Raw genomic sequence first — 13,746 nt, 5'->3', positions numbered from 1 at the left:
GGCGGCTTATGCCGAACCCGCCGATCATCATTGCAAAAACTTTACACACTTGAAAAAACCAAGGCCGATCAAGGCCTTCGTGCGCGCCTACGACCAAAGCACGACCCCGGCCCCTTGCGCCCGAAGCTCATCGTGAGATGCTGGACCCCCTGGTTACGGCCAGGGCGTCACCCGGTTCCGTTTGGTCCGGATGGGCCGATCGGAACCTCTCGAAGCCATGCGCAACCCAAGCATGTGCGACACGAGTTCTGCATTCATCCGCGACGTGAAGGAGGTCCCCAGATGCGTATCGAAACCCACGGCCAGCAGATCGAAGTCACGCCCGCCCTGCGCGACTACGTGGAATCCAAGCTGGCCCGTCTGCAACGCCACTACGACCAGCCTTTCGACGTGCGCACCCAGCTCAGCCTCGACAAGCCCGACCATCGCGCCGAAGCCACCCTCAACCTCGCCGGCCGCACCCTGCACTGCGACGCCGCCGCCGTCGACATGTACGCCGCCATCGACCTGCTCGCCGACAAGCTCGACCGCCTGCTGATGAAGCACAAGAGCAAGCTGGTCGACCACCACCGCGGGGAAAGTCTGGCCCGCAACGGCGAAATCGGCGAAATCGGCTGACTTCAGGCGTAAACTCCGCGCCAGCCAAGCAACCCAAGCCACACCCTAGCCGCCATGCCGCTTTACGAACTGCTGAGCGCGGAGCGCGTTGCGATCCTCGGAACCCCCGGCGATCGCAACGCGGTGCTCGAAACCGCCGCCCGCCTGCTGTCCGGCGGCGATCCGCGCACCGCGGCGGCGCTGGACGCCGGCCTGCGCGAGCGCGAACGCCTCGCCAGCACCGCCATCGGCCACGGCGTGGCCATTCCCCACGGACGCTCGCCGCTGCTGGAAACCGGCTGCGGCGCGTTCCTGCGCCTGGCCCAACCGGTCGACTTCGGCGCCGCCGACGGCGAGCCGGTCGACCTGGTGCTGGCGATGGCCGTACCCGAACACCACGTACAGCAGCACTTGCAGCTGCTGGCCGAACTGGCCGAGCGCTTCGCCGACCCGGCCTTCCGCGACTGCCTGCGCAGCGCGCCGGATGCGGCGCAGTTGAGTCAGCGGTTGTTGCAGCAGTGCAAGCGGAGTGCGGCGTAGGGCTGCCAAAGCGGGAACGAAAAGGCGGGAATGAGAAGCGGGGTTAGGGAACTGGGGATTCGCGGTGCCATCGGGCCCCTCGCGATCTTTCAGTTCCCTAACCCCGCTTCTCGTTCCCGCTTCTTTATTCCCGCTCCTGCTACGCGCCACCCCCCGGAACCCCGTAAACTCCCAACCCCATGACCAAAACCATCCGCGCCGGCGAACTGTTCGAGCAGCAGCGCGAGAAGCTGGCGCTGCGCTGGCTCGCGGGCCAACGCGGCGACGGCCGTCTGGTCGAGGCGGTCAACACCGTCGCGCGCCGGCCGTCGCTGGCCGGCTATCTCAACGCGATCTATCCCAACAAGGTGCAGATCCTCGGCACCGAAGAACTGTCCTGGCTCGACGGCCTGGATTCGCGCCTGCGCTGGGAAACCATCGAGAAGATCATCCAGTTCCGCCCGCTCGCCCTGGTCATCAGCAAGGACCAGCCGTGCCCGGAGGACCTGCGCATCGCCGCCGAGGAAAGCGATACGCCGCTGTGGGTGTCGCCGCGGCGCGGGCACGAACTGCTGAACCACCTGCAATACCATCTGGCGCGCGCGCTGGCGCCGCAGATCACGCTGCATGGCGTGTTCATGGAAATCTATTCGATCGGCGTGCTGATCACCGGCGAATCGGGTTCGGGCAAGAGCGAGCTGGCGCTGGAGTTGGTGACGCGCGGGCATCGGTTGGTCGCCGACGACGCGCCCGAGTTCACCCAGATCGCGCCCGACGTGCTCGACGGCACCTGCCCGGAAATGCTCCAGGATCTGCTCGAAGTGCGCGGCCTGGGCGTGCTCAACATCCGCCAGATGTTCGGCGACACCGCGGTCAAGAACAACAAATACCTGCGCCTGATCGTGCACCTGACCAAGCCGATGAGCGAGCCCAAGGCGACCGGCATCGAGCGCCTGACCGGCGACACCAGCCTGCGCCGTTTGCTCGACCTGGACGTGCCGATGATTACCCTGCCGGTCATGCCGGGCCGCAACCTCGCGGTGCTGACCGAAGCGGCCACGCGCCTGCACAGCCTGCGCATGAAAGGCCTCGACCCCGCCGCGGCGTTCATCGCCCGGCACAGCAACTTTCTGGAGCGCGGAGAATCGTGAGCGGCGCCGAGTCCAAGCAAGAACCGATCGCCGCGCAGGAAGCCGCCGGCTTCACCCTGGTCATCGTCAGCGGCATGTCCGGCTCGGGCAAGTCGGTGGCGCTGAACACCTTCGAAGACCTGGGTTTCTACTGCGTCGACAACCTGCCGGCCGAGTTGCTGCCGCAGTTCGTGCAGAACGTGATCAAGGCCGAGGACGGCATGCCGACCAAGCTCGCGGTCGGCATCGACGTGCGCAACCGCCACAGCGATCTGGCCAATATTCCCGAGTGGCTGTCGGCGGTCGGCGCGCTCGGCGCCGATCCGCGCCTGGTGTTCTTCGAATCCAGCGACGCGGTGCTGCTCAAGCGCTACGCCGACACCCGCCGGCGCCATCCGCTGAGCCAGTTCGGGCTGGCCCTGGCCGATGCGATCTCGCTGGAGCGGCAGGTGCTCAAGCCGCTGCGCCAGATCGCCGACGCGATCGTCGACACCAGCGAATTCAACATCCACCAGTTGCGCCGTCACGTCATCACCGAGTTTGGTCTCGGCGTGGAAGCGGGCATGTCGCTGCTGTTCGAATCCTTCGCCTACCGCCGCGGCGTGCCGGCCGACGCCGACTTCGTGTTCGACGCGCGCGCGCTGCCGAATCCGCACTGGAACCCGGCGCTGCGGCCGCTGTCGGGACGCGACGCCGGCGTGCGCGACTACCTGGAAACCCAGGCCGACGTGCAGCTTTACGTCGAGCAGGTCGGCCAGTTCCTCGACACCTGGCTGCCGCGCCTGCAGGGCGACAGCACCCGCAGCTACGCCACCATCGCCTTCGGCTGCACCGGCGGCCGCCACCGTTCGGTGTATCTGGCCGAACGCATGGCCGAGCATGCGCGGCTGCGCGGGTGGAACGAAGTCGCGGTGCATCATCGCGAGCTCGACTGAGCGCGAAAGCGCGATGCCTTACCTGTAGGAGCGGCGCGAGCCGCGACTGCGAAACTTCGCTTGCGTCGTAAGCGAGGTTTCACAGTCGCGGCTCGCGCCGCTCCTGCAAAAAGCAGGCGATGCGCGTGAACGGGATCGAACCGCTGCACCGCCGCAACCGGCGCGCCTTACGAAATTTTCCCATCTCCGTGCCGCGACGCTTGCACCGCGCACCGTAGCTTCGGACCCGCACCGGAGCCGCGCACCGCGCACTCGACGCTCCGCTGCTCTGTCCATTCGGAGCCGCGCGATGAACACCACGATCCGCACGCCCGCCCCGCGCCGCCGCGCCGCACTGGCGCTGGCCCTGATCGCCGCCGCCGCGTTGCCGGCCGCGTTCGTGCAGGCACAACCCCCGCCGCATCCCGCCGACACCGGCGCGGCGATGCAGCGCACCGAACCGCCGGTCAACGACACCCGCGGCGATGCGCGCACGCCGGCGCCGCCGCCGGGCGACGCCATCGGCCCGGCCCGCTTCAGCGACATCGACGCCAACGGCGACCAGAAGATCAGCCGCGAGGAAGCCGCGATGGACGCGCGCCTGGCCGCCAGCTTCTCGGTCCACGATCTCGACCGCGACGGCTTCATTTCGCCGGCCGAATTCCAGGCCGGTCAGAACAAGAGCGTCGACGAACGCTGATCGCGTCGCGCCCCGCCATTCCCCCGCTGCGCTGACCCGATCAGCAAAGGAACGACATGAACTCCCACGACACCCGCCCGTCCCTGCGCCCGCGCTCGCTGGCGCTGGCCTTGAGCGCCGCGTTCGCTGCGGTCCTGCTCGGCGCCTGCAAGCCGCCGGACACCGCGCCGCCGCCGGACCCGGCCGCCGGCCCGGCGCCGGCCGCGCCTGCGGACACCACGCCGCCGGCCGACATGCCGCCGCCGGCCGATACGCCGCCGCCGACCGACATCGCGCCGAACCCGGCGCCGCCGGCCGACCCGACCGCGCCCCCGCCGCCTCCGGACGAAGGCCAGAACAAGGGCCAGACCGAAACGCCGCCGAAGCAGTAAGCGAGTCCCCACCGCACGAAGGGCCGCCCACGGGCGGCCCTTCGTGCGCAGGACGCCGGCACGATCGGCCGCGGCACACAGCCACTGCTCGGCCTCGCGCTCCGCCGCGCCGGCCGGCGACCGCGATCCGTATGCGCCTCGGCCCGCGCGCTCCCGCCGGCCGCTCGTGCCGGGCCTGCATCCGGACGAACCGGCAGGCGCACGTACGCACCGCTGCGGCGCCCGCACGCCGCCCACCCGTCGCCCCTGCGGACCGCATCCACCGCATCCGACCCGCAGTTCGACCGTTCGGGCGCTTCCGGCCTGTCACCGTGCTCTGTTAAGTTGACGGCATGTCCGTAGGCGTCCTCCTCATCACCCACACCGGCGTCGGCAGCGCGATGCTGCAGGTCGCCGGCCGCCTGTTGAATCCGCTGCCGCTGCGCGCCGAAGCGTTCGAAGTGCCGTTCGATGCCGACCTCGACCAGTTGCTGCCGCAAGCCAGCGCCGCGTTGCGCCGGGTCGACGGCGGCGACGGCGTGCTGGTGCTGACCGACCTGTACGGCGCTTCGCCGAGCAACCTCGCCGCGCGCGTGGCCCGGCTCGGCACGCCGGTGCGGCGGGTTTCGGCGTTGAACCTGCCGATGCTGCTGCGGGTGATGAACTACGCCGAACTCGACCTGGACCAATTGCCCGCGGTCGCCGCGGCCGGCGCCCGCAACGGCGTCCTGCACGACGACGCATGACCCCGCGGCGCCCGCCGCCGCGACCGGAAGCCCCGACACCGCATGACGCAAGCCCCATTCCCCTGCCCCCGCCGTCCGCACCCGCTGCGTTTGACCATTGCCTGAGGACCCCGACATGATCGAACGCGAACTCACCGTCTCCAACCGACTGGGCCTGCACGCCCGCGCCACCGCCAAACTGGTGCAGGTGCTGTCGGCGTTCCGCAGCAACGCCACGCTCACCGCCAAGGGCCGCGAGGTCAACGCCAAGAGCATCATGGGCGTGATGCTGCTCGCCGCCGGCCAAGGCACCCACGTCAAACTGCGCATCGAAGGCGAAGACGAAGCCACCGCGGCCGAGGCCGTGGTCTCGCTGTTCGAACGCCGTTTCGACGAAGACAGCTGAGAGCGGAGGCGCGGATGCGGCAGGAATTCCAAGGAGTCGGCGCCTCGCGCGGCAGCGCGCTCGGACGCGCCCGGGTGCGCTTGCCGCACGCGCTGGAAGTCGCCGAGGAGCGCATCGGCCGCGAGCAGGTCGACAGCGAACTGGCGCGGCTGCACGCGGCCATCGACACCGTGCGCGGCGAGATCCACGTGCTGCGCGAGCGCCTGCACGGCGCGCTGGCGCACGAGGTCGGCGAGTTCCTCGACCTGCACACCCTGCTGCTGGACGACCCGGAGCTGCTGCAGGGCCTGGACGAACTGATCCGCACCGGCCACTACGCCGCCGACTACGCGCTGCGCCTGCAGCGCGACCGCATCGCCTCGGTGTTCGAGGCGATGGACGACGCGTATTTCCGCAGCCGCGTGGACGACATCGACCAGGTCATCGGCCGCATCCACGCCGCCCTGCACCGCCGCGACCACGACACCCAGGGCGTGGCCGGCGAGATCCTGATCGCCGACAACGTCGCCCCGGCCGAACTGGCGCAGCTGCAGACCCAAGGGGTCATGGCCATCGTCACCGCCGCCGGCAGCGCGCTGTCGCACAGCGCGATCCTGGCGCGCAGCCTGCACCTGCCGCTGGTGGTCGGCACGGCGCAGGCGCTGCTGAAGATCAACGACGGCGACGCGGTGGTGGTCGACGGCGCCACCGGTTCGGTGATCCTGGAACCCAACGCCGACGACCTGCGCGCGCACCGCGCGCGGGTGCGCGAGCTGGCGCGCGAGCGCAAGCAGCTGCACCGGCTGCGGCGCGAACCCACCATCACCCGCGACGGCGTCGACATCAAGCTCTACGCCAATGCCGAATCGCGCGAGGACGTGGCCGAAGCGCACGCGCTCGGCGCCGCCGGCGTCGGCCTGTACCGCACCGAATTCCTGTTCCTGCAACGCAACGAGCTGCCCGACGAAGACGAGCAGTTCCGGGTCTACCGCGACGTGGTGCTCGGCATGACCGGCCGCGTGGTCACCATCCGCACCCTCGACCTGGGCGCGGACAAGGCCGACAAGACCGGGCTGGCGCTGCGCGACGAGCCCAACCCGGCGCTCGGCGTGCGCGGCGTGCGCCTGTCGATGGCGCGCGAGGGCCTGCTGGAAACCCAGCTGCGCGCGATCCTGCGCGCGTCCGGCTACGGCCCGGTGCGGGTGCTGGTGCCGATGGTCAGCGCCAGCGAGGAAGTGCGCGCGGTGCGCGCCTTGCTCGACAAAGCAGCGGCCGACCTGCGCCGCGAAGGCCACGAGATCGCCGAGCGGGTGCCGCTGGGCGCGATGATCGAAGTGCCGGCCGCGGCGCTGGCGTTGCCGGCGTTCATCGGCGCGGTCGATTTCCTGTCCATCGGCACCAACGACCTGGTCCAGTACCTGCTCGCGGTCGACCGCAACAACGAAGCGCTCGCCGCGCTGTACACGCCGCTGCATCCGGCGGTGCTGCGGGTGATCCGCGACGTCATCAAGCTCGGCAAGGCGCGCGGCAAACCGGTCGCGGTGTGCGGCGAAATGGCCGGCGACCCGGCGTTCGCGCCGCTGCTGCTGGCGCTGGGGCTGGAGGAATTCAGCCTGCATCCGGCGACCTTGCTGGAGCTGCGCCGGGCGATCCGCGGGCTCAACCTCGACAGCCTGCGCAAGCGCGCGCCGGCGCTGCTGCGCGCGGGCGACCGCAAGGCGATCGAGCGCTGGCTGGAGCAGACCAACGCGGTCTAGCCGGCGTCGCCTGAGCCGGCGCGTCCAGACCGGCCCGCATGCCGCCGGCGCAGCGCCGGCCCGTCGCCGCGCCGGCCGCGCATCGTCACTGTGCTTTGCCGCGGCCGCGGGCGATAATGCGCGCGCATTCGCTGGATCCGACGGCTTCGTGGCCGCATCCGTCCCCCTGCCAGGAAGTACCGCATGGCCGAAGCCGTCCGCCACGACAAGACCGCACGTCAGCTGCGCCTGCTTTCCGATGCGCTCGACAGCGGCCGTCTGGGGCCGGTTCGCCGCCTGGTCAACACCCTCTCCCCGGCCGAGATCGGCAACCTGCTCGAATCGCTGCCGCCCGGCAAGCGCCAGGTGGTGTGGGGGCTGGTCGATCCCGAGGACGACGGCGAGGTGCTGGTCCACGTCGGCGAGGAAGTGCGCGAAAGCCTGCTCGCGGACATGGACCCCGACGAAATCGTCGCCGCGGTCGAAGACCTCGACATCGACGACTTGGCCGACCTGGTCGAAGACCTGCCCGACACGGTCATCGACGAAGTGCTCAAGTCGATGGACCGCGACAACCGCGAGCGGCTCGAGCAGGTGCTGTCCTACCCCGAGGACACCGCCGGCCGCCTGATGAACCCCGACGTGGTGACGGTGCGCGCCGACACCACCATCGACGTGGTCCTGCGCTATCTGCGCCTGCGCGGCGAACTGCCCGAGCACACCGATCATCTGTACGTGGTCAGCCGCCGCCACCAGTACCTGGGCCGCATCGCCCTGGCCGCGCTGCTGACCCACGAGCCCGGCACCCCGATCAACAAGCTCGTCGACGACGAGCAGCCCGCCATCGACGTCGGCGAAACCGCCGGCGAAGTCGCGCGCCAGTTCTCCGACCACGACTGGATCAGCGCGCCGGTCGTCGACGACAACAACATCCTGCTCGGCCGCATCACCATCGACGACGTGGTCGACATCATCCGCGAAGAAGCCGAGCACCAGGCCTTGAGCGCGGCCGGCCTGGACGAGGACGAAGACCTGTTCAGCCCGGTCCGGCGCGCGTTCCGGCGGCGCCTGATCTGGCTCAGCGTCAACCTGTGCACGGCGTTCCTCGCCGCCAGCGTGGTCGGCCAGTTCGAGGATTCCATCGCCAAGCTGGTCGCGCTGGCCGCGCTGATGCCGATCGTCGCCGGCATGGGCGGCAACGCCGGCACCCAGGTGCTGGCGCTGATGATCCGCGGCCTCGCCCTGGGCCAGATCGGCGCCTCCAACGTCGGCGTGCTGCTGCGCAAGGAACTCTCGGTCGCGCTGATCAACGGCCTGGTGCTCGGCATCGGCCTGGGCCTGATCGTGCTGATCTGGTTCCGCCAGCCGGGCCTGTCGCTGGTCATCGGCAGCGCGCTGACCATCAACCTGCTGACCGCCGCCACCGGCGGCGTGCTGGTGCCGATCACGCTCAAGCGGCTGGGGTTCGATCCGGCGTTGGCCGGCGGCGTGATCCTGACCACTCTGACCGATGTGATGGGGTTCTTGAGCTTCCTTGGGTTGGCGACGTTGATCTTGTTGCGCTGAGCCGGCACCGGTCCGGCGCGCCGCCCGCGCACGGACCGGCGGCGCCGCGATCGCGGCGCAGGACCGCTATCCTGCGCACATGCTGCAACGCGAACACATCGAGATCGCGATCGAACTGCAAGCGCGCAGCTACGCCTTGCTGCGCTGGCTGGCGCAGGCGGTGCAACGCGGCTTCATCGGCTTCGACGCCGCCCACGCCTACGCCCGCGATCCGGCCGCGGCCGAAGCCTGGGCGCGCCGCCACCAACACGAACTGCCGCCCGAAGCGCGTCCTCCGGATGGCGACGCAGCCGGCTTCTTCCGCCTGTTCGCCAGTTATCTCGACAACGGCCATCGGCTCGTGCGCGAACCGGGCCAGCGCCTGTATTCGCCGGGCGCGCATTGTTTCTGCGAGATGTGCAGTTGGTTCATCAACGGCCCGAGCCTGCGCACGCGTCCGCCCACGCCGCAAGATCAGCGCCGCGCCGACCGCCGGATGCGCGAAAGCCTCGACGAACTGGCGCTGGCGTGCGGGCGCCTGCTCGAGGACGACGAGGTCTCAGCGCTGATGCGCCAGCCCGAATTGCGCGAGGCGCTGGCTTTGTTCGCCTACGCCGAAACGCTGCTGCGCCGCCTCGACGGCGTCGCCGAAGCCGGTATGGGGGTCGCGCTGTGGCGCCGCTTCGCGTGGACGCCGCACGGCGCGCCGAAGCGCAAGTTCCGGCTTGAGGCCGATGCGGTCATGGCCGCGCAGGACTTGTTGGTGCAGCGGTTGGGCGGGCTTGCGGCCCAAGACTGAGCGCTGCGTCGGGCGTTGCCGTCGATTGCCGCGGCAGCGGGGTTGAACTGGACCCGCTTGCAGGCCGATGATGCCTGCAGCCCGCCACGGAGCCCGCCATGCCCGGCCGCCGTTCGCCCCGCGCCGCAATCGCGCTGTTGTTGTCGCTGTCGTTCGCGCTGATCGCGCTCGCGGGTTGCCAGTCCGCCGCTCCGCGCTCCGCCGATTCCCGCCCTGCCGCCGCCGCGGCGCACCACCGGCCCGCCACCGCCATGACCGATCCGCGCGCGCACGGCCGCTTCGTCGACCGCGAACTCCTGCTCGACAACGGCGTGCTGCACCGCTACCGAGTGTTCGTGCCGTCCCGCACCGCCGGCGGCGAAACCCCGCCGCTGATCCTGTTCGTGCACGGCTCGGGCGAGCGCGGCGACGACAACCGCAAGCAGGTCGAAGTCGGACTGGGTCCGGTGATCCGCAAGCGCATGGACACGTTCCCGGCGATCGTCGCGTTCCCGCAGATGCATCGCGACCAGCCCGACGCCGATCGCTTCAACCGCACCGCGCTGGCGATACTCGACCGCGTGCAAAGCGAATTCGGCGGCGATCCGGCGCGCACCTACATGACCGGCCTGTCGATGGGCGGCTTCGCCAGTTTCGACCTGGCGCTGATGCAGCCCGCGCGTTTCGCCGCGGTGGTGCCGGTGTGCGGCGGCTACAACGTGCCCAAGGTCTGGGACCGCGACCGGATCGAGGAACTGGGCGGCTTGTGGACGCCGGATCAGGCCGCGCAGCGGATGAAGGGCGCGCCGTTCTGGGTCTTCCACGGCGCTCAGGACGACGTGGTGCCGCCGCAGCGTTCGCGCGAGATGGTCGACGCGCTCAAGCGCGCGGGCGCGAAGGTGCGCTACACCGAGTTCCCCGACGCCAACCACAACTCGTGGGACGACGCTTACGGCAGCGCCGAACTGTGGGACTGGCTGTTCGCGCAGCGGCGGCCGCAGGCCGCGGCGGCGCGCTGATCGCGGCCGAACCGCAACCCACGTCAGGCCTTCTTGACGAACTGGGTCTTCAACACCAGGCCCTTGACCTTGTCGACGTTGCACTCGATCTCGTCTTCCTCGTCGGTCAGACGGATGTTCTTGCACAGCGTGCCGCGCTTGAGCGTCACCGAGGTGCCCTTGACCTTGAGGTCCTTGATGACCAGGACCGAATCGCCGTCGGCGAGCGCGGTGCCGTTGCTGTCTTTCACGACCATGTCGTCGGTTCCTTGCAAATAGATCGAATCGGAAACGAAGCGGCCGCGCGAAACGCGCGGCCGCGAAATCGAAACGCCGGCGCGCTCAGCCCTTGAGCAGCGCTTCCAGCACCGCCATGCGCACCGCCACGCCGTTGCCGACCTGGGTCAGGATCAGCGATTGCGGGCCGTCGGCGACCTCGTCGGTGATTTCCACGCCGCGGTTCATCGGGCCGGGATGCATCACCACCGCGTCCGGCGCGGCGCGCTTGAGCCGGGCTGCGGTCAGGCCGTAGTCGCGGTGGTAATCCTCCAGCGAGTCGACCAGCCCTTCTTCCATGCGTTCGCGTTGCAGGCGCAGCATCATCACCGCGTCCACGCCGTCCAGCGCGGCATCGAAGTCGTGGCCGACGCTGCAACCGTCCAGGGTGCCGTCGTCGGGCAGCAGCGATGCCGGGCCGACCGCGCGGATCTCGCCGGTGCCGAGCGCGCGCAGCGCCTGCAGGTCCGAGCGCGCCACGCGCGAATGCTTGATGTCGCCGACGATGGCCACGCGCAGGCGCGAGAAATCGTTGCCCTTGACCTGGCGCAGGGTCAGCATGTCGAGCAGCCCTTGGGTGGGATGCGCGCTGCGGCCGTCGCCGGCGTTGACCACGCAGGTGCCGGGCCGCGCCTGCGCGGCCAGCGCGGCGACCGCGCCGTCCTCGCGATGGCGGATGACGAAACCGCGCACGCCCATCGCCTCGATGTTCTTGAGCGTGTCCAGCGCGGTCTCGCCCTTGCTGGTCGACGAGGTCGACGCGTCGAAGTTGAGCACGTGCGCGCCGAGCTGCTGCACCGCCAGCTGGAAGCTCAGGCGGGTGCGCGTGGACGGTTCGAAGAACAGCGTGCACACCGCGGTGCCGGCGAGCGCGCGACTGTCGTAATGGCCTTCGGCGAAGGCCTGGGCGCGGATCAGCAGGGCTTCGAGCGAATCGCGGGTGGCCTCGCGCAGGCTCAGCAGGTGGCGCGAACCGCCGTCGGCGGCAACAAAGGTGGTCATGGCGTCGCTAAGTTCTGAAGTGCGGGTGTCGGAAAAACGGAATCAGGCGTGCGGCACTTGGTCGATCGGCGTGGCGTCGTCCGGCGCGGCCAGCCAGCGCTCGACGATCACCGCCGCGGCCACCGCGTCGAGCGCCTCGGCATCGCGCCGGCGCTTGCGGCCTTCGGCGCGGTCGGCGGCGAAGCGGTGCGCGGCCTCGACCGAGCTGGAGCGCTCGTCGACCAGCACCACCGGCAGCTTGTAGCGCGCGCGCAACTGGCGCGCGAACGCGAGCGCGCGCTGGCGCGCTGGCTGGTCGCCGCCTTCCAGGGTCATCGGGTCGCCGACGATCAGGCCGTCGGGGCGCCATTCTTTTTGCAAGCGGTCGATCGCGCCCCAGTCGGGGCCGGCGCCGTGCACGTCGATGACCGCCAGCGCGCGCGCGCCGTGACCGAACGCGCTGGCCACCGCGACGCCGATGCGGCGCGCGCCGACATCGAATCCGAGGACGGTGCCGTCGCGTCGGATCGAATCGGGGGCGCCGGCGCTCATGCGTGTCCGGCGTAGTCGGCCAGGTGGGCGAAATCGACGCCGATGCGGCCGGCCGCGGCATGCCAGCGCGCGTCGAGCGGCAGTTGGAACAGCAGCTCGGCGTCGGCCGGCGCGGTCAGCCAGTCGTTTTCGGTGATCTCGTGTTCGAGCTGGCCCGAACCCCAGCCGGCGCAGCCGAGCGCGACGATGGCGTGGTCGGGGCCTTCGCCCTTGGCCATCGCCTCGAGGATGTCGCGCGAGGTGGTCAGGAACAGGCGCTCGGCGATGGCCAGGGTCGAATCCCAGCGCGCGCCGCCGTCGTGCAGGACGAAGCCGCGCTCCGGATGCACCGGGCCGCCGGCGAGCACGATCTGCGCGCGCAGCGCTTCGTCGCCGCCTTCCACGCCCATCTGCCCGAACACTTCGCCCAGGGTGTACTCCGAAGGCCGGTTGACCACGATGCCCATCGCGCCGTCGTCGTCGTGCTGGCAGATCAACGCGACGCTGCGCGAGAAATTGGTGTCGGCCAGCGCGGGCAGCGCGATCAGGACCTGATTGGCGAGGGGCGTGGGCATTACGGGCATGGGGGCATTCTAGCCTGCCCGACCGTTAAGCGGGGTCGAGGGGCGGGCCGGGGTCGCCATAACGCGAAATGCGGCCGGTTCGGGACGGCCGGGGTTCGGCGGCAAGGGCTTCGGCCCTTGCGCCGGAACCCCGCCCGCAAGCGGCCAGCCCCGGACCTGGATTCGCCGCCCGCGCGCCGCGACAATTCCAGGCCATGCCGCGTCCGCGGCGCGCCACGAGGCCTTCCATGTCCGGCTATTGCGACATCGCCCCCGGCCATCCGATCCACGGCGACTACCACGATCGCGAATACGGTTTCCCGCAACGCGAGGAGTCCGACCTGTTCGAACGGCTGATCCTGGAGATCAACCAGGCCGGCCTGAGCTGGGAAACCATCCTGCGCAAGCGCGAAGGCTTCCGCCGCGCGTACGACGGCTTCGACGTGGACACCGTGGCCGCCTATGCCGAGGCCGACCGTCTGCGCCTGCTCGAAGACGCCGGCATCATCCGCAACCGGCTCAAGGTCGACGCGGCGATCCACAACGCCCAGGTGATCCAGGGCCTGCGCGCCAGCCACGGCGGCTTCGCCCAGTGGCTCGACGCGCACGTGCTGCTCGACGGCCGGCCGCGCGACAAGGCCGGCTGGATCAAGCTGTTCAAGCAGACCTTCCGCTTCACCGGCGGCGAGATCACCAACGAGTTCCTGATGAGCCTGAGCTATCTGCCGGGCGCGCATCGCGAGAGCTGTCCGGCGTTCGCGCGGATCGGCAGGATCGGGCCGATCTGGCAGCGCACGCGCGAGGCGGCGGCGAAGGGGGCTGGTGCCGCTACGGCGAAGGCCGCGAAGCCGGTGGCGAAGAAGACGGCGAACGTCGCGGCGAAGAAGGTCGCGAAGAAAGCGGCGAAGCAGTCCGGCCGGCAGCGGGCGGACTGAAAGCGGCGGATGCGCGCGTTCGACTGCGCGGGTGCTTCGACCTGCGTGGTTCCGGCAAGAGTCCGAACGCGGGGAGCCGGGGC

15 protein-coding genes and 2 pseudogenes are annotated in these 13,746 nt (G+C 70.2%); 13 read left to right on the top strand and 4 right to left on the bottom strand.

Annotated elements, in window-relative coordinates; genetic code table 11:
* The first annotated feature begins 282 nt into the window (after positions 1 to 282).
* From hpf to JHW38_RS22475, 12 genes are all read left to right on the top strand, one after another.
* The gene (gene hpf / locus JHW38_RS22530; RefSeq protein ID WP_057946585.1) at positions 283 to 618 is read left to right on the top strand and encodes a ribosome hibernation-promoting factor, HPF/YfiA family; all 336 of its coding nucleotides are present in this window, start codon (positions 283 to 285) and stop codon (positions 616 to 618) included.
* Positions 619 to 672: 54 nt separating this feature from the next.
* On the top strand, positions 673 to 1,137 hold the full coding sequence (locus tag JHW38_RS22525; protein ID WP_207523517.1) for a PTS sugar transporter subunit IIA: 465 nt from the start codon (positions 673 to 675) through the stop codon (positions 1,135 to 1,137).
* 179 nt (positions 1,138 to 1,316) lie between these two features.
* Positions 1,317 to 2,267, top strand: coding sequence for an HPr(Ser) kinase/phosphatase (hprK, locus tag JHW38_RS22520; protein WP_207523516.1), 951 nt, complete (start codon positions 1,317 to 1,319; stop codon positions 2,265 to 2,267).
* A gap of 26 nt (positions 2,268 to 2,293) precedes the next feature.
* Positions 2,294 to 3,181, top strand: a complete 888-nt coding sequence (rapZ, locus tag JHW38_RS22515; protein WP_278249828.1) for an RNase adapter RapZ — start codon at positions 2,294 to 2,296, stop codon at positions 3,179 to 3,181.
* Between the two features lie 289 nt (positions 3,182 to 3,470).
* A complete protein-coding gene (locus JHW38_RS22510) occupies positions 3,471 to 3,860 on the top strand; it encodes an EF-hand domain-containing protein (RefSeq protein ID WP_207523515.1) in 390 nt (129 codons plus the stop codon).
* 56 nt (positions 3,861 to 3,916) lie between these two features.
* A complete protein-coding gene (locus JHW38_RS22505) occupies positions 3,917 to 4,231 on the top strand; it encodes a hypothetical protein (protein WP_207523514.1) in 315 nt (104 codons plus the stop codon).
* A 332-nt stretch (positions 4,232 to 4,563) separates the two neighbouring features.
* Positions 4,564 to 4,956, top strand: coding sequence for a PTS sugar transporter subunit IIA (locus tag JHW38_RS22500; protein ID WP_207523513.1), 393 nt, complete (start codon positions 4,564 to 4,566; stop codon positions 4,954 to 4,956).
* A gap of 115 nt (positions 4,957 to 5,071) precedes the next feature.
* Positions 5,072 to 5,341 (top strand): HPr family phosphocarrier protein, encoded by a 270-nt coding sequence (locus JHW38_RS22495; RefSeq protein ID WP_207523512.1) that lies wholly within the window; start codon positions 5,072 to 5,074, stop codon positions 5,339 to 5,341.
* A 14-nt stretch (positions 5,342 to 5,355) separates the two neighbouring features.
* Positions 5,356 to 7,077 (top strand): phosphoenolpyruvate--protein phosphotransferase, encoded by a 1,722-nt coding sequence (gene ptsP, locus JHW38_RS22490; protein ID WP_207523511.1) that lies wholly within the window; start codon positions 5,356 to 5,358, stop codon positions 7,075 to 7,077.
* A 183-nt stretch (positions 7,078 to 7,260) separates the two neighbouring features.
* Positions 7,261 to 8,622 (top strand): magnesium transporter, encoded by a 1,362-nt coding sequence (gene mgtE / locus JHW38_RS22485; protein ID WP_207523510.1) that lies wholly within the window; start codon positions 7,261 to 7,263, stop codon positions 8,620 to 8,622.
* A 79-nt stretch (positions 8,623 to 8,701) separates the two neighbouring features.
* Positions 8,702 to 9,400: a hypothetical protein gene (locus JHW38_RS22480; protein WP_207523509.1), complete on the top strand. Its 699-nt coding sequence runs from the start codon at positions 8,702 to 8,704 to the stop codon at positions 9,398 to 9,400.
* Between the two features lie 251 nt (positions 9,401 to 9,651).
* On the top strand, positions 9,652 to 10,398 hold the full coding sequence (locus JHW38_RS22475) for a prolyl oligopeptidase family serine peptidase (RefSeq protein ID WP_207523508.1): 747 nt from the start codon (positions 9,652 to 9,654) through the stop codon (positions 10,396 to 10,398).
* Between the two features lie 23 nt (positions 10,399 to 10,421).
* Here JHW38_RS22475 and JHW38_RS22470 read toward each other — a convergent pair.
* The 4 genes and pseudogenes from JHW38_RS22470 to JHW38_RS22455 form a co-directional block, all read right to left on the bottom strand.
* Positions 10,422 to 10,640 (bottom strand): annotated as a pseudogene (locus tag JHW38_RS22470) (alkylphosphonate utilization protein); the annotation flags it as partial.
* 79 nt (positions 10,641 to 10,719) lie between these two features.
* On the bottom strand, positions 10,720 to 11,655 hold the full coding sequence (locus tag JHW38_RS22465) for an aspartate carbamoyltransferase catalytic subunit (RefSeq protein ID WP_207523506.1): 936 nt from the start codon (positions 11,653 to 11,655) through the stop codon (positions 10,720 to 10,722).
* A gap of 42 nt (positions 11,656 to 11,697) precedes the next feature.
* A complete protein-coding gene (gene ruvX / locus JHW38_RS22460; RefSeq protein ID WP_207523505.1) occupies positions 11,698 to 12,186 on the bottom strand; it encodes a Holliday junction resolvase RuvX in 489 nt (162 codons plus the stop codon).
* Positions 12,183 to 12,749 (bottom strand): YqgE/AlgH family protein, encoded by a 567-nt coding sequence (locus JHW38_RS22455; protein WP_207523504.1) that lies wholly within the window; start codon positions 12,747 to 12,749, stop codon positions 12,183 to 12,185. Before JHW38_RS22455 ends, ruvX begins: the two co-directional genes overlap by 4 nt.
* 227 nt (positions 12,750 to 12,976) lie before the next feature.
* On the opposite strand from JHW38_RS22455, the pseudogene JHW38_RS22450 reads away from it, so the two are divergent.
* A pseudogene (locus tag JHW38_RS22450) lies at positions 12,977 to 13,531 on the top strand (DNA-3-methyladenine glycosylase I); the annotation flags it as partial.
* Positions 13,532 to 13,746: the final 215 nt, after the last annotated feature.

It is taken from the genome of Lysobacter enzymogenes, from assembly GCF_017355525.1.
Classification (GTDB): Bacteria; Pseudomonadota; Gammaproteobacteria; order Xanthomonadales; family Xanthomonadaceae; genus Lysobacter; species Lysobacter enzymogenes_C.
The sequence above is the reverse complement of the archived record's forward strand: the minus strand, read 5'-3'. Positions and strand labels throughout refer to the sequence as shown.